Here is a 21,401-nt window from a genome sequence, read left to right on the forward strand (position 1 = left end):
CGCCAACCCGCGCTGCCGGGACGCGACCGGGGAGGAGAGCACCAGCGTGCCGGCCACGCCGGTGACCGGCGGTCGCCGTGCGCGCCGCGCCGTGGAATGTACATGGCGCAGCGCCCGCCGTCCGCCGCAAACGTTCACGTCCGCGCAGGTCAGCGGCGCGCACGCGGAACGGGGCGGGCGGCGGCCCGGGTGGGGCTGCCCAGGCCGCGCACAGCGACCGCACACTTTGCCGCGTCATCGCTCCCCCACCCTCTCCCTCGGGAGGTCGCACATGCGACGCATGCGACGCGGTTCGCCCCGCGCCAGACTCCTGGCGCTGCTCTCCTCCGCCGGCGCCCTCGCCCTGATCGCCACCGCGGGCGGCACCCTGACCCTGCCGACCACGGCCGCCGCCGCCTCGGTGTCGTGCAGCGTCACCTACGCGAACACCAACGACTGGGGCAGCGGCTTCAGCGCCGCCGTCACCATCAAGGACACCGGCAGCACCGCCCTCAGCAACTGGGTGCTCAGCTATTCCTACGCCGGCAACCAGACGCTCTCCAGCGGCTGGAACGGCACCTGGACCCAGTCCGGCAAGAACGTCACCGTCACCGCGCCGACCTGGGCCGCCACGATCGCCGCGGGCGGCAGCTACACGACGGACGCCAACTTCAACTACTCCGGCGCCAACACCGCACCGACCAGCTTCTCGGTCAACGGCACCGTGTGCGGAGGCGTGAACCAGCCGCCGACCGTCAGCCTCACCTCGCCGACCGCCGGTCAGGTCTTCCAGCCGGGGGCCACCGTCCCGCTGGCCGCCACCGCGGCCGACAGCGACGGCACGGTCAGCAAGGTCGACTACTACGCCAGCACCGCGACCGGCGGCAACATCCTCGTCGCCACCGCGACCGCCGCGCCGTGGACGGCCAGTTGGGCCAACGTCGCGGCCGGGAGCTACTCGCTGACCGCGGTCGCCACCGACAACGGCGGTTCGACGGCGACCTCGTCCCCGGTCGCGATCAACGTGACCGGTCCCAGCGTCCTGGTCAACCCGAACGCGATCACCGTTCAGCAGGGCGGGACGAACACCTTCGGCGTCACGCTCTCCTCGGCGCCGACCGCCAACGTGAGTGTCGCCGTCGCCCGCTCCGGCAGCGACACCGACCTGAGCGCCGCCCCGGCCACGCTCACCTTCACGCCGTCCAACTGGAACACCGCGCAGAACGTGACGGTCACCGCCGGGACGGCCGCCGGGCAGGCGGGCGGCACGGCCACCTTCACCGCGAGCGCCACCGGCTACGGCTCGGCCTCGGTCACCGCGACGGAGTCGGCCAGGGTCTCCGGCTACGACCAGTACTTCCTGGACCTCTATTCGAAGATCAAGAACCCGACGAACGGCTACTTCAGCCCGCTCGGCATCCCCTACCACTCGGTGGAGACGCTGATCGTCGAGGCCCCGGACTACGGGCACGAGACGACCTCGGAGACCTACAGCTACTGGCTCTGGCTGGAGGCCGACTACGGCCGGGTCACCGGCGACTGGTCGGGCTTCAACAACGCCTGGACCAACCTCGAGACCTACATGATCCCGAGCCACACCCAGCAGCCGGGCCAGAGCACCTACAACCCGGCCAAGCCCGCCACCTACGGCCCCGAGCTGCCCCAGCCGGACCAGTACCCGGTCAAGCTGGACTCCTCCGTGCCGATCGGCACCGACCCGCTCGCGGCCGAGCTGACCTCCACCTACGGCACCTCGGACATGTACGCGCCCGCGTGGATCATGGACACGGACAACAAGTACGGCTTCGGCAACTGCGAGGACGGCACCACCAAGCCGAGCCTGATCAACAGCTACCAGCGCGGCCCCGAGGAGTCCGTCTGGGAGACGATCCCGCAGCCCGACTGCGACGTCTTCAAGTACGGCAACACCAGCTCGGGCTTCCTCAGCCTCTTCAACGACGGCGGCGGCTCCTACGCCAAGCAGTACAAGTTCACCGACGCACCGGACGCCGACGCGCGCCTGGTGCAGGCGGCGTACTGGGCCGACACCTACGCCAAGGCGCAGGGCAAGACCTCGGTGATCAGCGGCACCCTGTCCAAGGCCGCCAAGCTCGGCGACTACCTGCGCTACGCCCTGTACGACAAGTACTTCAAGCAGGCGGGCAACTGCAACGGCTCCAAGACCTGCCCGGCGGGCACCTCCAAGGCCAACGAGCAACTGGGCCTGCTGACCTGGTACTTCGCCTGGGGCGGCGCCTCGGACGGCAGCTGGTCGTGGCGGATCTCCGGCTCCACCGCGCACCAGGGCTACCAGAACCCGCTGGCCGCCTACGCGCTGTCCACCGACAGCGACCTGACGCCGAAGTCCCCCACCGCGAGCGCCGACTGGTCGGCGAGCCTGACCAAGCAGCTGCAGTTCTTCCGCTGGCTGCAGTCCAGCGAGGGCGCGATCGCGGGCGGCGCGACCAACAGCTGGGGCGGCAACTACGGTGACGTCTCCGCGCCGCCGGCCGGCGACCCGACCTTCTACGGCCTCTACTACGACTGGCAGCCGGAGTACCACGACCCGGCCAGCAACTCCTGGTTCGGCTTCCAGACCTGGGCCATGGAGCGCTTCGCCGAGTACTACTACGCCTCCGGCGACGCCAACGCCAAGGCCGTGCTGGACAAGTGGGTCAAGTGGGCGATGTCGGTCTCCACGGCCGACACCACCACCGGCACGCTGACCACGCCCGGCACGCTCAGCTGGTCCGGCGCGCCGGACACCTGGAACGCCACCAGCCCCGGCGCCAACGCCTCGCTGCACGTCACCACCAGCGGCACCGCGACGGACCTGGGCGTGGCGGGCTCACTGGCCAAGACCCTCACCTACTACGCGGCCAAGTCCGGGGACACCGCCTCCCGCGACTTCGCCCAGCACATCCTGGACATCCTGCACAGCAAGTACACCGACTCGCTCGGCTACTCGGCCCCGGAGACCCGGACCGACTACAGCCGCTTCACCCAGGCGTACGACCCGAGCACCCACCAGGGCCTGTACGTGCCGCCGGGCTGGACCGGGACCTACCCGGACGGGACGGTGCTGAGCTCGACCACCACCAACACCTTCCTGTCCATCCGGCAGTGGTACAAGAACGACCCGCAGTGGTCGAAGGTGCAGACCTACCTGAACGGTGGGGCCGCGCCGGTCTTCAACTACCACCGCTTCTGGGCCGAGGCCGACATCGCGACGGCCTTCGACTCCTTCGCCCAGCTCTTCCCGACGATCACCCCGGGAGGCTGAGGCCCGTACCGCGCGTAGGAGAACGCGCTCAGGCGGACTGGCGCACCACCAGCTGAGTGCCCATCACGATCCGGCCCGGCGTCCGCCGGTGCACCAGATCCGCCACCAGTCGCGCGCCCATCGCCTCGACCGGCTGACGCACCGTCGTCAGCTGCGGGGTGGTGCGGCGCGCGATGGCCGCGTCGTCGAAGCCGACGAGCGCGATGTCGTCGGGCACCTTGATGCCGAGCCGGGTCAGCGCCCGCAGCGCGCCGGCCGCCATCGAGTCGGAGGCGGCGAACACGGCGTCCAGGCGCGGGTTGCGGTCCAGCAGCCGCAGCATCGCGTGCTCGCCCGAGGCCACGGTGAAGTCGCCCCTGGCCATCAGTTCCTGGCCGGACCCGAACTGCCGTACCGCGCTGCGGTATCCGGTGAGCCGGTCAACGCCGACGGCCATGTCCCCCGGGCCGGCGATGGTCGCGATCTGCCGGCGGCCCTGGACCTGCAGATGCCGGACCGCCTGGAGCGCCCCGCCGACGTTGTCGGCGTCGACGTACGGGAGCTCCGCGTCGCCCGGGGGGCGGCCCATGGAGACCACCGGCACGTCCGCCGCGCGCAGCAGCCGCGGGAGCGCGTCGTCGCCGCGCAGTCCGACCAGCAGCACGCCGTCCACGTGCCCGCCGCGCAGGAACCGGATGAGGGACGGACGGGAGTTCTGCCGCAGCGCGGTGAGCACCAGCAGCTCGCGCTCGTAGGGGGCGAGCGACTGCTCCACGGCGACCAGCAGCCGGGTGTAGAAGAGATCGGACTGACAGTGCAGCATGTCCTCGCAGACCACCACGGCGACCGCCCCCGTACTGCCGCCCCCGGCACGCGGCGCGCGCTGCCTCACGTAGCCCAGCTCGGCGACCGCCCGCTCCACCCTCGCCCGCGCGGGTCCGCTGACCCGGGTGGACCGGCTGAGCGCGCGGGAGGCGGTGGCGGTGGACACCCCTGCGTGCAGGGCGACTTCGGCGAGCGTCGGCCTGACAGTCACCGTCTTGTCTCCTCTCCTTGGAGGCTGGCAGCTCGTTGGGAGCGCTCCCAATATGGAGCCATCAAGGCAAAGGGGCGTCAATACTCCGTGCTGCATTTGATTCTTGAATGATCGTCAGTTCTCGGGCGGGTGCGCCGTGTAGCTTTCACGCGCGGCCACGCCGTTCGACGAGGTGGGCGCGGGCGCACATTGACCTGGACCCTTCAGGCTGTCTTCATGGGCCCCGCCGCGCCACCCCCGCGAAGGAGCCAGCCATGCGCCATCGACCCATGAGACCCCTGGCGAGCCTGCTCGCGGCCGCCGGCGCCGTCGCCGCCCTCGGTCTCGCCCTGACCGCCGGACCGTCGTCTGCCGCCTCGTCCGCCTTGTCCGCCTCGTCGCCGTCGTACACCTGGAACAACGTGCAGATCGGCGGCGGCGGCTTCGTGCCGGGCATCGTCTTCAACCAGTCGCAGCCCGGACTCGTCTACGCCCGCACCGACGTGGGCGGCGCGTACCGGCAGGATCCCGGCACCAAGCAGTGGATCCCGCTGCTCGATTCGATCGGCTGGAACGACTGGAACCTCACCGGCGTGCTCAGTCTCGCCACCGACGCCGCCGACCCGAACCGCGTCTATGTGGCCGCCGGCAGCTACACCAACAGCTGGGACCCGAACGACGGCGCCATCCTGCGCTCCACCGACCAGGGCGCGACCTGGCAGCGCACCACGCTCCCCTTCAAGGTCGGCGGCAACATGCCGGGCCGGGGCATGGGCGAGCGGCTGACCATCGACCCGAACAACGACAAGGTCCTCTGGTTCGGCGCGGAGAGCGGCAACGGGCTGTGGCGCAGCGCCGACTACGGGGTCACCTGGGCCAAGGTCTCCGCCTTTCCCGACACCGGCCCCTACGCGCCCGTCCCCTCCGACACCACCGGCTACCAGAGCGACCCGGAAGGCGTCCTGTGGGAGGCCTTCGACAAGGGCAGCGGCACCGTCGACGGCGTCACCAGGACCATGTTCGTCGGCGTCGCCGACCCGGCCCACAGCATCTACCGCTCCAACGACGGCGGTGTCACCTGGACGGCCGTCACCGGCCAGCCGACCGGCTTCATCCCGCACAAGGGCGTGCTCGACGCCTCCGGCGGCAACCTCTTCGTCGCGTACAGCGACACCGGCGGCCCCTACGACGGCGCGCACGGCGACGTGTGGAAGTACGCGACAGGTACCGGGGCCTGGACCAAGGTCAGCCCGGTCCCTTCGACGGACACGAGCAACGACTGGTTCGGCTACAGCGGCCTCGCGGTGGACCCCGAGCACCCGGGCACCGTCATGGTGACCGCGTACAGCTCCTGGTGGCCGGACACCCAGATCTGGCGCTCCACCGACAGCGGCGCGACCTGGAAACCCTTCTGGTCCTACAACGGCTACCCGACCAGGGTGGACCAGTACGCCGTCGACGCGAGCAGCGTCCCCTGGCTGACCTTCGGGACCACCCCCTCCGCACCGGAGGAGGCGCCGAAGCTGGGCTGGATGACGGAGGCCCTCGCGATCGACCCGTTCGATCCGAACCGGATGCTGTTCGGCACGGGCGCGACCCTGTACGGCACCGGCGACCTGACGGACTTCGACGCGGGGAGGAAGATCGCGATCGCCCCGGTCGTCAAGGGGCTGGAGGAGACCGCCGTCAACGGCCTGATCAGCCCGCCGACCGGCGCGCCGCTGCTCAGCGCGCTCGGCGACCTCGGCGGCTTCCGGCACACGGACGTCACCCAGGTCCCCTCGAAGATCTTCACCACACCGACCTTCACCACCTCGACCGGCATCGACTTCGCGGAGGCGAATCCGAGCTGGATCGTCCGCGTCGGCGACCTTGCCTCGGGCTCGACGGACAAGCACATCGGCTTCTCCACGGACGACGGCGCGGACTGGTTCGCCCCTGGCAGCGAACCGAGCGGGGTGACCGGAGGCGGCACGGTGGCGATCGCCGCCGACGGCAACACCACGGTCTGGAGTCCGACGGGCACCGGCGTCTACCACTCGGCGGGCTTCGGCACCTCCTGGGCGGCCTCCACCGGCATCCCCGCGGGCGCGACGGTCCAGGCCGACCGGTCGGACCCGAAGACCTTCTACGGCTTCTCCGGCGGTTCCTTCTACGTCTCCACCGACGCGGGCGCGACCTTCCGCGCCACGGGCGCGGTCGGGCTCCCGACAGTGGGCAACGTCCGTTTCAAGGCCCTGCCGGGCGTCAAGGGCGACATCTGGCTGGCCGGCGGCGCCACAACGGCGAACGCCTACGGCCTGTGGCACTCGACCGACGGCGGTGCGAACTTCGCCCGCGTGGCGGGCGTGGACCAGGCGGACGCGATCGGCTTCGGCAAGGCCGCCCCCGGCAGCGGCTATCCGACGCTCTACGCCAGCGCGCAGATCGGCGGGGTGCGCGGCATCTTCCGCTCGGACACCGCGGGCGCCGACTGGGTCCGCATCAACGACGACCAGCATCAGTGGGGTTGGACGGGCGCGGCGATCACGGGCGACCCGCGCGTCTACGGGCGGGTCTACCTGAGCACGAACGGCCGGGGCATCATCTACGGCGATCAGGTCGGCGGCGGCGCGACGGGCTCGGCGACCGCCTCGCCGTCCTCTGCCCCGTCCACCTCGCCGTCCTCCTCGCCCTCGGCGAGCGCCTCCCCCTCACCCTCTCCCTCCGGCTCGGCCACGACCGGAACCGGGTGCGAGGTGGACTACGGCGTCAGCAGCAGTTGGGCGGGCGGCTTCGGCGCGAACGTGACACTCGTCAACCACGGCACGACACCGGTCAACGGCTGGACGGTCGGCTGGAGCTTCCCGAACGGCCAGACCGTCAGCCAGCTCTGGAACGGGAGTTACTCCCAGTCCGGCAGCACGGTGAGCGTCACGAACCTCTCCTACAACGGCACGATCGCCGCCGGCGGCTCCACCTCGTTCGGCTTCAACGGCACCTGGACCGGCAGCAACAACCCACCCACCGCCATCACCCTGAACGGCGCCTCCTGTGCCCTCCGAACGTCCTGACGCCACACCTCAGCCGTGCCGCCCGGGAGCACTCGCTCCCGGGCGGCCGGTCACGTTCCCGCGGCCACCTCGCCCTGCCTTCGCACCGGCCCCCTTCGGCTGTGGGCCGCGGACTCAGACCCAGGTGTAGTTCCGGTCGGTGACGGCGGGCAGCCCCGCGTCGAGGACCGGGGCGTCGGGATGCGGGAGCGCGGCAAGGGCGGGACCGATCGGCGGGAAGATCGACAACGAGGCCGCTCGGCGGTAGTCGATCCACTCCACGAAGCCGGTCTCGGTGCTGCCGTCGGGCTGTTCGTCGTACTCCTCGGTGGCGAGCCGGGACCGGACGCCTTCGGTGATGTGGAGGCGGTAGATCAGGTGGAGCTTGCGCGGCGGTGGTGTCGGGCCGGGGCGGTTCACGCGCTGGTCGACGACCCACAACAGCTGCGGGGTGGTGTGGTGGCCGGGCGTGAGGGCGAGCTCCTCCTCGAGCTCGCGGGCGAGGGCGTCGAGCAGATCCTCCCCCGCCTCCACGTTGCCGCCGGGAGGCGTGTAGTGGACGGAGGCGGGGCGCTCGCGGCGGAGCAGCGCGATCCGCTCACCGCAGAAGACCAGCGCCCCGGTCCGGATCCGCAGTGTGCCGAACGGGGTGGGTGCGTGCTCTGTCATGCACCCAGCACACCACAGCGGCGGGCGTCGGCAGCGGGTTTTTCGCGGCTGGCCAGGCAGAACCGACACCCGGTCACAAATGGCCGGTGGGATGACCTGGCCGCTGGTGCGCCGCGCGCAGCATGATCGGTGACCGAACGTCGGCCGGGCACCGACCGCCGGGCCGATGCCGCACCACGATGTGGACGATCGCAGCGCTTCCGGGCTGCGACGAGACGAGGGAGCACATACGTGCGCGTCATGCGAAAGGTCCTGCTGCCGGTCGCGGCGGCGGGCCTGATCACCCTGACCGCTCCGGGGGTGGGCCAAGGGGCCACGCCCGGACCGGAGTTGCAGGCTGCGGCGACGGTCGCGGTCACCGCCGCGGACTCGGGCGCGGGGTCCGCGGCGGCCTCGCAGGCCTACTGGACCCCGCAGCGCATGCGGAAGGCGACCCCGCTCGACCTGCTGCCGTCCGGCGCCGCACTCACCGCCACGTCCCCGGCGCCCGCGGTCGCCGGCAGGCCCGCGTCCGTTCCGCCGCAGCCGGCGGAGCGCACGGCGGGCGGCCCGGCGCGGCCGTCGCCGCAGACGGTCTTCGCGTCGTCGGCGGCGGGCCGGGTGTTCTTCCACAACCCCAGGAACGGGGCCGACTACTCCTGCTCGGCGAGTGCGCTGAACAGCCCCTCCCGACAGCTGGTCGTCACCGCCGGCCACTGTGTGCACGGGGGACGCGGCGGCACCTGGATGACCAAGTGGGTGTACGTGCCGGACTACCACAACGGCACGGCCCCCTACGGGGTCTTCGCGGCGAAGTCGTTCCGCGCCTTCCAGGCGTGGATCACGTCGAGCAGCCTCGCCCGCGACGTCGCGATGGTGACCACCTGGCCGAACAACGGCAGGAAGCTGGTCAACGTGACCGGCGGCAACGGCCTCAGCTGGAACGCGAGCCGCACCACGCCCGTGGCCGTGCTCGGCTACCCGAGCAACTACTACCAGGCTCAGGTCCAGATGTACTGCACCGGCTGGACCGGTCCCGAGCGGGGCACCACCCGGGTCCAGATCCACTGCCGCTACGGCCAGGGCGCCAGCGGCGGCCCGTGGCTGCGCTCGTACAACACCAGCAGCCGGCTCGGCTACGTCGACGGGGTGACCAGCACGGTCACCCTGAGCACGGGGTGGGACCAGAGCCCCTACTTCGACACCGCCGTCGCCGCCCTCTACAAGGCGCAGGGTTCGCTGACCTGACGCCCCGCGCGTAGCGGGCAAGATCCTTACCCGCTACGCTTCGCGCGTGTCCCGATCGAAGATCAAGAAGGCCCTCCTGCTCTCCCGCCAGGACGCCGCCTGCAGCGCCGCCGTCGCCATCGCCTTCGGCATCGTCATCGGCATGCCGTGGCAGGACTGGCTCCTGCTGGCCGTCGCCCTGGCGGTCGGAGCGGTCGGCTACAACCTCTGGCTCACCCGCCACCCCCACGTCCAGGCCCGCCGCATCGCCAAACGGACCGCGCGCCGCACCCGCCGCACCGGCGCCCGCTCGCGCTGACCACGCCCACCCCACAGGGGCCCGCCGCTTCAGAGCGGCGGGGCCCCTTCTGAGCACTGACCTGCGGACGGCTCGTCAGGAGGCCGTGCAGGTCAGCGTCGGCGCGGCGTTGGTGCCGCTGTACGTCGCACCGAAGCCGAAGCTGGTGTTGCCGCCGACGGCGATGGCGTTGTTGTAGCTCATGTTGGCCGCCGTCACCGTCGACCCGGACTGGGTGTAGGTGGCGTTCCACATGTTCGAGACCGTCTGGTTGCCGCCGAAGCTCCAGACGACCCGCCAGGTGGTGGTCGGCTTGCTGCCGGTGTTGGTGATCGTGACGTTGGCGTTGAAGCCGCTGCCCCAGTCACTGCTGATGGAGTAGGTCGCGGTGCACCCGGCGCTGCCGCCGGAGGAGGCCGACGTGGTCGCGCTGACCGCCGAGGAGGCCGCCGAGACGTTGCCCGCCGCGTCCTGCGCCGTGACCGTGTAGCTGTAGGCGGTGGACGCCGACAGACCGGTGTCCGTGTAGCTGGTGCCGCTCGTCACCATCGCGACCTTCGTACCGCCCCGGTAGACGTTGTACGCCGTCACGCCCACGTTGTCCGTCGACGCCGTCCAGGACAGGGAGACGCTGCTCGACGTCGTCCCGGTGACGGTCAGAGCGCCGGGAACGCTCGGCGGGGTGGTGTCGCCGCCGGAGGAGGCCGACGTGGTCGCACTGACCGCCGAGGAGGCCACCGAGACGTTGCCCGCCGCGTCCTGCGCCGTGACCGTGTAGCTGTAGGCGGTGGACGCCGACAGACCGGTGTCCGTGTAGCTCGTGCCGCTCGTCACCGTCGCGACCTTCGTACCGCCCCGGTAGACGTTGTACGCCGTCACGCCCACGTTGTCCGTCGACGCCGTCCAGGACAGCGAGACGCTGCTCGACGTGGTCGCGGTGACCTTCAGGCCGCCGGGAACGCTCGGCGGGGTGGTGTCGCCGCCGGAGGAGGCGCCCAGGGTCGGGTAGGCGTTGCCGACCAGCTGCTGGAACTGCGCCGCGAACCACTGCCCGGCGGGGACGTCGTAGCCGGGGATGGCGTCGGTCGGGTAGGTGCCGCCGTTGCCGTCGGTCTGGGTGCCGTTGGGGTCGCAGTGCGGGTCGCCGTGGCTGTGCGTGGCGGTCGGGTAGTCGCCGTCCGACTCGCCCGGAGGCTTGACCCAGATGAAGGCGATGATCGGGTCGCTGCTGCCGTACGGCTGCGCCGTCGGGCGGGCGCCGATGCCGGCTCCGTTGACGTTGCACCAGTCGCCGCGGAACGGGCGCTGGTCGACCTTGTTCGCCGCGACGTACGTGTCGACCGTGGTCGGCGAGGAGTTGAGCGCCGTCGGCCGGGCGGAGCCGCCCCAGCCGTTCCTGGAGGTGTCGATGAGCATGCCCACCGAGCTCGGGAAGCCGGCCGACACCAGGGAGGCGTGCATCGCCTCGTCGTAGGTGTGCTCGTCGAAGTACGGGTTGTACTGGTAGAACTTCGCCGAGTCGAGCGGGTTGCCGCCGACCTGCAGCGTGGAGTTGGGCAGGAACGGCTCGTCGAGCGGAGTGGTGTTGGCGGTGTCGCTGACGAAGCCGTCGACGCTGGAGATGCCGGCCGTCGTCGCCTTGGCGACCTTCGCGAACTCCTGGGCCGCCGGGCCCATGTTGCTGGACCAGCCGAGCCAGCCGGAGTGGCCGATGTCCAGGTAGTTGTAGACGTTCGGTATCGCGTGCAGCTTGTTGAGCGTGTACTCCACGCCCGTCTCGTAGTACGGCGTGGCCGTCTGGCAGGCGGCCTTGCTCTGGTTGGTGACGGCGTTCGGCAGCGAGTCCGGCTCGATGATCGCCGCGATCCTGATGTTGCTGTACTTGCTGTTCCCCAGGATGGCCGCGATCGGGTCGACGTACTGCGACTCGTACTCGGTGAGCCCGGCGGCGGTCGCCGGGATCTCGCCGTTGGAGGCGAGCGCCGCGCAGTCCCGGCCGGGAAGGTCGTAGATGACGACCTCGAACAGGTTCGCGCCGCTCGCCACCGCGTTGTCGAGCTGGGCCTGCAGGCCGCGGTGGGTGCTGTCGCCGGCGATGGCGCCGATGTGGTCCATCCAGATCGAGGTCTGGTAGCCGGAGACCTTCGCCTCGGCCGTGCCCAGGGTGCCGCCGTCGGCGCTCGCCTGGGAGTTCACCTCGGCGACGTAGTCGGGGTTGAGATACGGGGTAGCCCCGACAAAGGGGTTGGCCAGGTGGGTGACCGCGGCGTGCGCCGACTGTGCCGCCGCGACCGGGACGAGCCAGGCCGCGCCGAGCGCTGCGGCCGCGGCCGCCACACGCAGTCTGCGCAAGGGTGGGTGCGCCACTGTGTACTGCCTCTCTGTGGACGGAAGGACGATGGGAGCGGTCCCAGATCAGCCGGAGTTCCGGAGGGGATTTCCCGGAACGGCGACTGTCGGAAACAGCGGGACCGCACCCGTCATCGGAACGGGGAGGGTGGGAGCGCTCCCAATCGTTGACCGCATCCGACGGACCGTCAAGAGTCTTGACCGTGGCCAGGAAAGTTCCACCGACCTTCGCACGATCCCTGTCCCCCGACCGCTCCCTGTCGCTACCTTGGGCGGCGGGCAGGCGTGGGAGCGCTTCCGATTCGGGTCCACCACCTCGAAGTCATGAAGGAGCGTCATCTCCATGCGCATGCGTCCACGCGCTCAACTGGCCGCCGTCGCCGCCACTCTCGGCGGCTGCGCCGCCGCGGTGATCCCCCTGGTCCCGGCCTCGGCCTCGCCGGCCGCGACACCGGCCGCGACCAACGGCCCCGCCTGCAGCGTCAGTTACGCCGTCACCAACGACTGGGGCAGCGGCTTCACCGCCGCGGTGACGATCACCGACACCGGCAGCGCCCCGCTCTCCTCCTGGACGCTCGGCTACGCCTACGCCGGCAACCAGACTCTCTCCTCCGGCTGGAACGGCACCTGGTCCCAGTCCGGCCACAACGTCTCCGTCGCCGCGCCCAGCTGGGCCGCGAGCATCGCCCCCGGCGGCTCCTACACGACCGACGCCAACTTCTCCTACTCCGGCGCGAACACGGCGCCGACCTCGTTCACCGTGAACGGCCTCGCCTGCGGCCCGAACGCCTCGCCCTCCCCGTCCGCGAGCGCCAGCGCCAGCCCGAGCGCGAGCCCGACCCCGACGGGCAGCCCCAGCCCGACCGGCAGTCCCTCCGCGAGCCCGACCGGGACACCCGGCGCGGCGCCGGCCCTGCACGTGTCCGGGAACAAGTTGGTCGACGCGTCCGGACGCACCGTCACGCTGCACGGCGTGGACCGCTCCGGCGCGGAGTTCGCCTGCGTCCAGGGCACCGGACTGTTCGACGGCCCGGTCGACCAGACCTCGGTCTCCGCGATGACCTCCTGGCACATCAACGCCGTCAGGGTCCCGCTCAACGAGGACTGCTGGCTGGCCCACTCGAACGTGAGCGCGGCCTATGCCGGGGCGAACTACATCGACGCGGTCAAGGCCTATGTGGCACTGCTGGAGAAGAACGGCCTCAACGTCATCCTCGACCTGCACTGGACCGACGGCGCCTACACCGGCAACTCCTCCGGCTGCGCGTCCGCCACCGCCACCTGCCAGAAGCCGATGCCGGACGCGGCCGGTGCGATCCCCTTCTGGAGCTCCGTCGCCTCGACCTTCAAGGGCGACAACGCCGTCGTCTTCGACCTCTTCAACGAGCCCTACCCCGAGCGGGCCACCGGCAGTGAGACCAGCGGCTGGGCCTGCTGGCGCGACGGCGGCACCTGCCCCGGCATCGGCTACGCGGTCGCCGGGATGCAGTCGATGGACAACGCGGTGCGCGGTGCAGGGGCGACCAACGTGGTGATGCTGGGCGGCCTGGCGTACTCCAACGACCTCACCCAGTGGTCGGCCTACGAGCCGACCGACCCCACCGGCAACATCGCCGCCTCCTGGCACTCCTACAACTTCAACACCTGTTCCAACAGCTCCTGCTGGAACTCCCAGCTCTCCCCGGTGCTGGCGAAGGTGCCGCTGGTCACCGGCGAGCTGGGTGAGAACGACTGCGCCCACGGCTACCTGGACAGCCTGCTGCCCTGGCTGGACAGCGCCGGCGCCTCGTACCTGGCGTGGACCTGGAACACCTGGGACTGCAGCTCGGGCCCCGCACTGATCAGCGCCTACGACGGCACCCCGACCGCCTTCGGCGCCGGCTTCAAGGCCCACCTGGCGACGCTCGGCTAGCCCGCCCCGGGATGCTCGTGGCCGCCGAGGGCATGCGCAGGTCGGCGGCCGTGGGACGGGGCTGTGGGACAGGGGGCTGTGCGGCGCACCGCTGCACCGCCCCCCTCCCTGGCCGCGTGGCGCAGGTGCACCCGGAACGGTCCGAGGCCGAACTCGCCCCTCCGGCATCCGGCTGCGGGTCAGGTGGTCAGGATGCGCTGCTTCGCCTGGGCGAACTCCTCGTCCGTCAGCATGCCCTGCTGGTGCAGGGCCCCGAGCCGCTCCAGGTTGGCAAGGGCCTGGTCGTCCAGCGCGCCCGGCGCCGGTGCGGCTGCCGTCTCGGCGGGAGCCTGGGCAGCCGGGGGCGGCGGGGCGACCGGCGGCTGCGAGGCCGCGGCCGCTTGCTGGTGTCGGGCCGCGACCCGTCCGGAGACGGCCGTGGCGGTGCCGGCGACGACGGCCGTGCGGGCTGCGGTGCCGATGAGTCCGGGGCGCCCGCCCCGGCCGACGCGACGACCAATCATGATCTTCTCCTCGTCTCCACGGTCTCCACGGCGAAGCAGTTCGGCCGTGACCCCGCCGGAGCGGCGCTTCCGGGCGGAGACGTCACTGGCCGATGGCGGCCAGGTCCTCGGCCACCACGCTGGCGGGTACCTGCTCGCGCGCGACGAGCACACCGCCCGCCTCCCTCAGCGCGCGCGTGAGCCGCGCCGCCCAGGAGTTCTCCCAGACGATGATCGCCGCGGAGCTGTCGGGCGGGATCTCCTCGCAGATCGAGGCGAGGTCCTCGTCGCTGAGCAGCCCGCCGATCTCGCCGTCGACGTCCGCGAAGGCCGCGGCCTCGTCGGCCGGCAGCGCGTCGAGCTCGAGGATCTCGACGGTGCCGTCGACGTCCCGCTTGATGAACGTCAGATCGATGATGCGGACGACGCCCTCGGTCGTCAGGCGCCGCAGCTCGGGGGCGATGTCGCCCTTGAACTTGTTCCCGGGGAAGGCGATCACCGCGTATTCGACCGGTCCGATGTCCATCGTCGCCCTCCACTCCATGAGCCCTGGCGGCGGGCCCTTCCCTCCATCCTCCGCCCGCCGCATGCTCCGGGCGACCGGGGCTCCCTCCTCACGGGCGGGTCGGGCGCGGTCAGCCGACGAGCAGGGCCAGCGAGCCGTCCGCCTCCACCAGGAGCCCGACCTGGGAGAGATCCGTGGCGAGCACGTCGGCGGCGAGCTCTCCCGGGTCGTGCGTGGTCGTCAGGGCGATGGTGTGCATCCCCGCCGCCCGTCCGGCGGCCAGTCCGGCCGGGGAGTCCTCGACCACGACGCAGCGGTTCGGCGCCACGCCGAGCCGCCCGGCGGCTTTCAGGTAGGCCTCCGGGTGCGGCTTGCCGCGGCTGACGTCCTCCGCGCCGACCAGCATGGGCACGGTGAGGCCGAGGGCGGACAGCCGGCGCAGCGCCACCGTCCGCGCCGCCGCCGTGACGACGGCCCAGCGGTCCCTGGGCAGCAGCGAGAGCAACTCCTCGGTGCCGGGCAGCAGTCTGGTGCGGGCGGCGTCCGCCAGCTCGAGCTGCTGCACCCTGGCCACGGCCGCGTCCGCCTCGGGCCCGGGCAGCAGATCCGCGATCACCTCCCGGGCCGGACGGCCGATGTAGCCGACCTCGTCCAGCCGCGCCGCACCCACGCCGAACTCCTCCGACCACCGGCGCCAGCATCTGCGCACGGAGTCCAGGGAGTCGATGAGGGTGCCGTCGTTGTCGAAAAGCACGGCATCGGCGGTCAGCACAGCGGGGGCGGAGAGGTGCGCGCTCACAGCGGGGACTGGTCCTTCGCGTCCGGGAGGGTGGTCGGTTACCACTCCAGCCTCTCCCGAATCAGCGGATCATCCAAGGGGCCTAAGTCCTCTTCCGCCCCGTCCGACGCGGAGCGGGCCGTCAGGCCCCGCTGCCGTACATGAGCGAGCCCGGCGTGGTGAGCAGCTCCCCCGATTCCAGCCAGGTCTTCAGGCCGGAAAGTATCATCGGCCAGCCGCCGTACAGCTCCTCGTTGGCACCCTCGCGGAGCTGGTCGTGGGTGACGGTGAGCCGGCAGGAGTCGCCGACCGGCTCGATCTCCCAGGTGACCCTGGTCGTACCCTCCGCCTTGACCTCGTCGCTCCAGAGCGCCGTCATGCTCTGCACCAGCCGACGCGGCGGATCGACCTCCAGATGGACGCCCTCCCCGAGAGGGCCCGGCGCGCCGGGCGCGGACATCCGGAACGCGCCGCCGGGCACCGGCTCGCCCGTGATCCGGGCGCCGAAGTTGTACTTGGCCCGGATCTCCGGGTCGGTGATCGCCTGCCACAGGCGTTCGGGAGTGGTGCGGATGTAGATCTCGAAGACCTTTTCCATGGTCGACTCCAGATTGCGCTTGAGATCGCTCAGCGCCGCAGCCCAGGGCTCGGCGTACTTGCTGACCCAGCGGTCGTGGACCAGCCGGATCGGGACGGGGTTGAGAAAGTGCAGCTTCTCCCGGCCCTGGCGTCGGGTGACGACCAGGCCCGCCTGCTCCAACTGCTTCAGGTGCTTCATCACGGCGAAGCGACTCGTCTCGAACCTTGCTTCCAGCGCACTCAGCGTCTGGCCGTCGCTCTCGAACAGCGCGTCGAGGAGGGCGCGCCTGGTGGGATCGGCCAGGGCTTTGAATACCTCGTCCACGCCTCGACCATAGGTGACCATTCGGTCACATGTCAAGGAATGGGTGATTTTTCCCGGTCGGGGCTTGTGACCAGCGGCAACAACAGGGCAGCATGTCCGCAACCTCCCCACGCACGCTGCGAGGTCCCCCTGTTCTCCATTCAGCGCAGCCCTGTCCGGCGCGACCCGGCGCGGCCTCTCCCCGGCCAGCGCCGATCAGATCGGCGGGAGCCTGCCCTCCTGGCCCGCCCCTCGGACCTCCCCCCGCAGGAGACCCTCTCGCCGCCGGCGGCCGCCGCGCCGACCGCCGCGGGCGACCGGCGCCGTTCCACCCGCCCCGCCGTCGCCTGGCTGGTCGCGCTGGCCCTGGCGGGAGCCACCGGCGCGGCGATGCCGAGCGAGGAGCTCGGCAATCCGCACACCGCCCCCGCGAACCGGGTCGACGACCGCGTCGGCGCGCTCTTCACCGGCGGCCTGGGCGGCACCCACTACTGCACCGCCAGCGTGGTGGACAGCCCCGAGGGCAACATGATCGTCACGGCGGCCCACTGCCTCAGCGGCACGGACCAGGACAAGGTCTTCGTCCCCGGCTACCGCGACGGCAACGCTCCGCTGGGCGTCTGGCAGATCGCCTCGACCGTCGAGGACCCGACCTGGACCGCGGACGGCGACGCCGACGTCGACGTCGCCTTCGCGTTGCTCAAGCCGCTCGACGGACGCACGGTGGAGCAGGTCGTGGGCGCCAACAGGATCGCGGTCGACGAGGGCTTCGACCACCTGGTCACCATCACCGGCTACCCGGACGTCTCCGACGAACCGATCACCTGCTCGAACCTGGTCGACCGCTTCAGCGCCACCCAGATGCGGATCGACTGCACCGGCTACAGCGACGGCACCAGCGGCAGCCCGTGGCTGATTCCCGGCCAGGGCGGCCCCACCGGCGACGAGGGCACCGTCGTGGGGGTGATCGGCGGCTTCGAGGAGGGCGGCTACACCGACGACATCTCCTACAGCTCCTACTTCAGCGACCGCGTCGCCACCCTCTACCGCGCCGCGATCGCCCGCGCCCGGAACGTCTAGCGGAACGCCCGGCGGGACATCGGGCGGAACGCATGTCGCACAGGCGCCGGCGCGGGCCGCGGGGTCAGGCGCCCGGGTACCAGGCCAGGGCGTGCGCCTCGGCGAGGGTGTCGCGGACCTGGCTGCGATAGCGGCTGGCCTGCTGGGGGTCGGCTTCGGCCAGGGCCGCCGCGGCCAGCGCCGCCGCCGAGGTCGACCAGGCGAGCAGGCGCACCGCGTCCTGGCGGTCGGCGTCGAGCAGGCGTTCGTCGGGCAGGTCGGCCGCGTGCCGGGCCAGCAGGGTCGACAGCACCCGCAGATGGGTTCTGGTCACCGCCGGAGGCGGAAGGGGTTCGTTGGCATGACGGCCCACGTCGACGGCTCTCCCGGGCGAGTTCGGGTTCGGACAATCATCATGGCGCAATTGCCTCTGGCATGTACGCGCATTCCTTCAATAAATCCGCACACGTTCCGCTCGGCATGATCACAATCTGACGGAGCCTCAGGCAGGTGCCCACGCCGAGTCGCCGTCGACACGACCGGACCCCTCCCCTAGGCTCCGTTCCACCAAACCCGCCGAACCCGGAGAGTTGTCATGTCCGCTGTCGAGCTTGATCAGCATCTCTCCCACCGACGCGGTGGCACCACTCCGCCGCTGCCCGAGGGCACCGTCGGCGCCGACCTCGCCCGTACCGCACGCGCCCACCCCGACCACGATGCGATGGTCGAGTGCGCCTCCGGCCGGCGCTGGACGTACGCGGAGTTCGACGCCGCCGTCGACGACCTCGCCCGCGGCCTGCTCGCCGCCGGGATCGGCCCCGGCGACCGGGTCGGCATCTGGTCGCCCAACTGCGCCGAATGGGTGCTCACCCAGTACGCCGCCGCGCGCGCCGGTGCGATTCTGGTCAACCTCAACCCGGCGTACCGCCGTCACGAGATCGCTTACGCCCTGCAGCAGTCGGGGACCCGCCTCCTCGTCTCCGCCACCCGGGTCAAGGCGAGCGACTACGTCGCCCTGGTGGACGCGGTGCGCGCGGAGTGCCCGGCGCTCGAACGAGTGGTGTACATCGGCACCCCCGACTGGGACGCGCTCGTCGAGAGCGGTCACGAGGTCCCCCTCGACCGGCTGCGCGAGCGGGAGGCGGCGCTCGGCGCGGACGACGCCGCCAACATCCAGTACACCTCGGGGACGACCGGCCGCCCCAAGGGCGCGACGCTGTCGCACCGCAACATCCTGGGCAACGGCTTCCAGGTCGCCGAGGTGCAGGGCTGGACCGAACAGGACCGGGTCTGCGTTCCGGTGCCCTTCTACCACTGCTTCGGCATGGTGATGGCCAACCTGGGGGCGACCTCCCACGGTTCCTGCATCGTCATCCCCGGTCAGCTGTTCGACCCCGCCGAGGCGCTGGACGCCGTCCAGGCGGAGCGCTGCTCGGTGCTGTACGGCGTGCCGACCATGTTCATCGCCGAACTGGCCCAGCTGGAGGCGCATCCGGGCCGCTGGGATCTCTCCTCCCTGCGCACCGGTGTGATGGCCGGCTCCCCCTGCCCGGTCGAGGTGATGAAGCGGGTGATGGCCGAGATGGGCATGACCGACGTGACCATCGCCTACGGCATGACCGAGACCTCTCCGGTCTCCACGCAGACCCACCCCGACGACTCCCTGGAACACCGCGTCGCCACCGTGGGCAGGGTCCACCCGCACGTCGAGGTCAAGGTCGTCGATCCCGAGTCGGGCGCGACGGTGCCGACCGGCACGCCGGGCGAGCTCTGCACCCGCGGCTACTCGGTCATGCTCGGCTACTGGGAGGAGCCCGAGCGCACCACCGAGGCCGTCGACGCCGAGGGCTGGATGCACACCGGCGACCTGGCCCAGATGGCCGAGGACGGCTACCTGTCCATCGTGGGCCGGATCAAGGACATGGTCATCCGCGGCGGCGAGAACGTCTACCCGCGGGAGGTCGAGGAGTTCCTCTACAGCCACCCGGACATCGAGGACGTGCAGGTCATCGGCGTTCCCGACGCGCGCTACGGCGAGGAGCTGATGGCCTGGGTCAAGCTGCGCCCCGGCGCGTCCGACCTGACGGTCGAGCAACTGCGCGCCTACTGCGAGGGCCGGCTGGCCCACTTCAAGATCCCGCGCTACCTGCACCTGGTCGACGGCTTCCCGATGACGGTGACCGGGAAGATCCGCAAGGTGGAGATGCGCGAGGAGTCGGTCAGACTGCTCGGCCTCGCCTGACGCGGGTGACGGCGGTGACCGGTCGAGGTTTTCGCCGGCCGCCTGTTGCCGGCGGGCATACTGCGGCGATGGACCCAGTGACACTCGAGACCGACCGTCTGGTGCTTCGGGCTTTCGCGCTCGCGGACGTGGACGCGGTGTACGAAGCCTGCCAGGACGAGGACATCCAGTTCTACACCCCCGTGCCGGTGCCGTACCGGCGCACGGACGCGGAGCAGCTCGTCGTCCGGAAGCTGCCCGCTCAGTGGGCCGAGGACAGGGACTACACCCTCGGCGCGTTCCGTAAGGACAACAACGCCCTGGTCGGCTCCTACTGCCTGACCCTCGTCAGCCGCGGCGTCTGGGAGCTCGGCTACTGGGCGGTCAGGGAGCAGCGCGGACGCGGCTACTCGGTGGAGGCCGCTCGGGCCCTGTGCGACTGGGGCTGGGCAGCGCTCGACGTGCACCGCATCGAGTGGTGGGCCATGGCCGGAAACACCGGCTCACGTGCGGTCGCCGAGAAGCTCGGCTTCACCGTCGAAGGGACACTCCGCAACCGCGGCATCGCCAACGACGGCCAGCCGCACGACTGGTGGGTGGGCGGACTGCTGAGGCCGTGATGCCCCGGCGGGTGCTCGGCCCGCCGTGCAACGCGACAGTGCAACGGGGCGCTGCAGCCCGGCGCGGGCAGCGCCGGCGGCGCCGTCAGCCGCCCTCCGCGACCGCGCGGTTGTAGAGGGCGAGCACGTCGTTGTCGAAGTAGGGGCTGTAGGAGACGTCCTCGGTGTCGCCGCCCTCCTGGTAGCCGCCGATGACTCCCATGACGGTGCCGGTGCGGGTCTGCTTGTCGAAGGAGGTGAGCCAGGGACTGCCGCTGGTCCCGCCGGGGAAGGACTTGCACTCGATCTTCATCTGGTACGTGCTCTGCTGCGTCGTCGTGTTGAAGCAGGCGATCGGCTCCCCGGCGTTCGAGGGGTAGCCGGTGAGCGCGACGGTGCGGCCGAAGCCGAGGTTCACCCCGAGCTTGTTACCGCCCAGCACCGAGGCGATCGGCTTGTTCTGGACGGTGCCGAGCACCAGGAAGGCCACGTCCAGGTCGGGGTCGCTGGAGTCCTCCCAGCGCTGGTCGACGACGATGCTGCGGACCGGCCACTGCCCCTGCGGCTCGCTGCCGTTGCGGTAGCCGGGGACGAAGACGATGTCGGTGTTGGGGCCGCCGTTCCTTCCGCCGTCGACGCAGTGGGCCGCCGTCAGCACGATGCTCTGCCCCTTGCTCTGCACCACGCTGCCGGTGCAGAAGTGGTCGCCCTTGCCGCTCTGCGAGAAGATCGCGCCGACCCGCGCGGTGACCACGTTCGACTTCGCCGTCCTGGTGTTCCCGCCGTGGTCGGAGAGCGCCTTCTGCAGTCGCTCCTGCGTCCAGGGTGAGGGCGTGGGGACGGCGGTGACGACCGCGCCGCCCGAAGGGCTGGGCGCCGTCGCCGGGGCCGATGCGGCACCCGAGGCGGCGCCGGAGTCCGCAGGCGCGGAGCCGGCGACGTGCTGCGCGCCCGCCCCGCTCGTGCATCCCGCGAGCGCCGCCAGCAGCAGCGCCGCGGCCGTTCCCGCGGCGGCGGTCCGGCCGCGGCCCGCCCGTGCGTTCTGCCTCGTCACACCCATGCGCCGCTCTCCGTTCGTGGACCCGACACCGCCCATCCTGGGCCGCCGTCCTGGTCAACGCTCGTCGGCACGCCGACAACTGACGTTCTTGC

Annotated in this window: 17 protein-coding genes; 8 read left to right on the forward strand and 9 right to left on the reverse strand. The window is 71.3% G+C overall.

All coding sequences use genetic code 11. The features are described 5' to 3' along the window. Positions 1–271: 271 nt before the first annotated feature. Positions 272–3,262 carry a glycoside hydrolase family 48 protein gene (locus BS83_RS10190; protein ID WP_037603494.1) on the forward strand — a complete coding sequence of 997 codons (2,991 nt, stop codon included), beginning with the start codon at positions 272–274 and terminating at the stop codon, positions 3,260–3,262. A 28-nt stretch (positions 3,263–3,290) separates the two neighbouring features. On the opposite strand, the gene BS83_RS10195 is transcribed toward BS83_RS10190, so the two are convergent. Beyond that, the gene (locus BS83_RS10195) at positions 3,291–4,277 is read right to left on the reverse strand and encodes a LacI family DNA-binding transcriptional regulator (protein ID WP_037603495.1); all 987 of its coding nucleotides are present in this window, start codon (positions 4,275–4,277) and stop codon (positions 3,291–3,293) included. A gap of 254 nt (positions 4,278–4,531) precedes the next feature. On the opposite strand from BS83_RS10195, the gene BS83_RS10200 reads away from it, so the two are divergent. Then, the gene (locus BS83_RS10200; protein ID WP_232248207.1) at positions 4,532–7,309 is read left to right on the forward strand and encodes a cellulose binding domain-containing protein; all 2,778 of its coding nucleotides are present in this window, start codon (positions 4,532–4,534) and stop codon (positions 7,307–7,309) included. 114 nt (positions 7,310–7,423) lie between these two features. On the opposite strand, the gene BS83_RS10205 is transcribed toward BS83_RS10200, so the two are convergent. Beyond that, positions 7,424–7,957 (reverse strand): NUDIX domain-containing protein, encoded by a 534-nt coding sequence (locus BS83_RS10205; RefSeq protein ID WP_037603497.1) that lies wholly within the window; start codon positions 7,955–7,957, stop codon positions 7,424–7,426. 240 nt (positions 7,958–8,197) lie between these two features. Here BS83_RS10205 and BS83_RS10210 point away from each other — a divergent pair, with 240 nt between their 5' ends. Then, positions 8,198–9,184 (forward strand): trypsin-like serine peptidase, encoded by a 987-nt coding sequence (locus BS83_RS10210; protein ID WP_232248682.1) that lies wholly within the window; start codon positions 8,198–8,200, stop codon positions 9,182–9,184. Positions 9,185–9,230: 46 nt separating this feature from the next. Beyond that, on the forward strand, positions 9,231–9,482 hold the full coding sequence (locus BS83_RS10215; protein ID WP_037603499.1) for a hypothetical protein: 252 nt from the start codon (positions 9,231–9,233) through the stop codon (positions 9,480–9,482). A 75-nt stretch (positions 9,483–9,557) separates the two neighbouring features. Here BS83_RS10215 and BS83_RS48265 read toward each other — a convergent pair whose 3' ends face one another. Next, positions 9,558–11,813, reverse strand: coding sequence for a glycoside hydrolase family 6 protein (locus BS83_RS48265; protein ID WP_269664848.1), 2,256 nt, complete (start codon positions 11,811–11,813; stop codon positions 9,558–9,560). 346 nt (positions 11,814–12,159) lie between these two features. Here BS83_RS48265 and BS83_RS10225 point away from each other — a divergent pair, with 346 nt between their 5' ends. Continuing rightward, positions 12,160–13,722 (forward strand): cellulase family glycosylhydrolase, encoded by a 1,563-nt coding sequence (locus BS83_RS10225; protein WP_051945314.1) that lies wholly within the window; start codon positions 12,160–12,162, stop codon positions 13,720–13,722. Between the two features lie 179 nt (positions 13,723–13,901). Here the strand turns inward: BS83_RS10225 and BS83_RS10230 are convergent, their stop codons facing one another. From BS83_RS10230 to BS83_RS10245, 4 genes are all read right to left on the reverse strand, one after another. Then, on the reverse strand, positions 13,902–14,225 hold the full coding sequence (locus tag BS83_RS10230; protein WP_037603501.1) for an SHOCT domain-containing protein: 324 nt from the start codon (positions 14,223–14,225) through the stop codon (positions 13,902–13,904). An 82-nt stretch (positions 14,226–14,307) separates the two neighbouring features. Further along, positions 14,308–14,730 carry a DUF6325 family protein gene (locus BS83_RS10235; protein WP_037603502.1) on the reverse strand — a complete coding sequence of 141 codons (423 nt, stop codon included), beginning with the start codon at positions 14,728–14,730 and terminating at the stop codon, positions 14,308–14,310. Between the two features lie 109 nt (positions 14,731–14,839). Further along, on the reverse strand, positions 14,840–15,508 hold the full coding sequence (locus tag BS83_RS10240; protein ID WP_232248210.1) for an HAD-IA family hydrolase: 669 nt from the start codon (positions 15,506–15,508) through the stop codon (positions 14,840–14,842). A 121-nt stretch (positions 15,509–15,629) separates the two neighbouring features. Then, positions 15,630–16,391, reverse strand: a complete 762-nt coding sequence (locus tag BS83_RS10245; protein ID WP_037603503.1) for an ArsR/SmtB family transcription factor — start codon at positions 16,389–16,391, stop codon at positions 15,630–15,632. 39 nt (positions 16,392–16,430) lie between these two features. Between BS83_RS10245 and BS83_RS10250 the strand changes: the two genes are divergently transcribed. Beyond that, complete coding sequence (locus tag BS83_RS10250) at positions 16,431–17,450, forward strand: trypsin-like serine peptidase (RefSeq protein WP_157597109.1); 1,020 nt, start codon at positions 16,431–16,433, stop codon at positions 17,448–17,450. A gap of 64 nt (positions 17,451–17,514) precedes the next feature. Here the strand turns inward: BS83_RS10250 and BS83_RS10255 are convergent, their stop codons facing one another. Beyond that, the gene (locus tag BS83_RS10255) at positions 17,515–17,763 is read right to left on the reverse strand and encodes a hypothetical protein (RefSeq protein ID WP_037603504.1); all 249 of its coding nucleotides are present in this window, start codon (positions 17,761–17,763) and stop codon (positions 17,515–17,517) included. A 261-nt stretch (positions 17,764–18,024) separates the two neighbouring features. On the opposite strand from BS83_RS10255, the gene BS83_RS10260 reads away from it, so the two are divergent. Continuing rightward, a complete protein-coding gene (locus tag BS83_RS10260) occupies positions 18,025–19,671 on the forward strand; it encodes an AMP-binding protein (RefSeq protein WP_037603505.1) in 1,647 nt (548 codons plus the stop codon). Positions 19,672–19,739: 68 nt separating this feature from the next. Then, positions 19,740–20,270 carry a GNAT family N-acetyltransferase gene (locus BS83_RS10265; RefSeq protein ID WP_037603506.1) on the forward strand — a complete coding sequence of 177 codons (531 nt, stop codon included), beginning with the start codon at positions 19,740–19,742 and terminating at the stop codon, positions 20,268–20,270. Positions 20,271–20,355: 85 nt separating this feature from the next. Here BS83_RS10265 and BS83_RS10270 read toward each other — a convergent pair whose 3' ends face one another. Further along, positions 20,356–21,309, reverse strand: a complete 954-nt coding sequence (locus tag BS83_RS10270; RefSeq protein ID WP_051942897.1) for a trypsin-like serine peptidase — start codon at positions 21,307–21,309, stop codon at positions 20,356–20,358. Positions 21,310–21,401: the final 92 nt, after the last annotated feature.

It is taken from the genome of Streptacidiphilus rugosus AM-16 (genome assembly GCF_000744655.1).
Classification (GTDB): domain Bacteria; phylum Actinomycetota; class Actinomycetes; order Streptomycetales; family Streptomycetaceae; genus Streptacidiphilus; species Streptacidiphilus rugosus.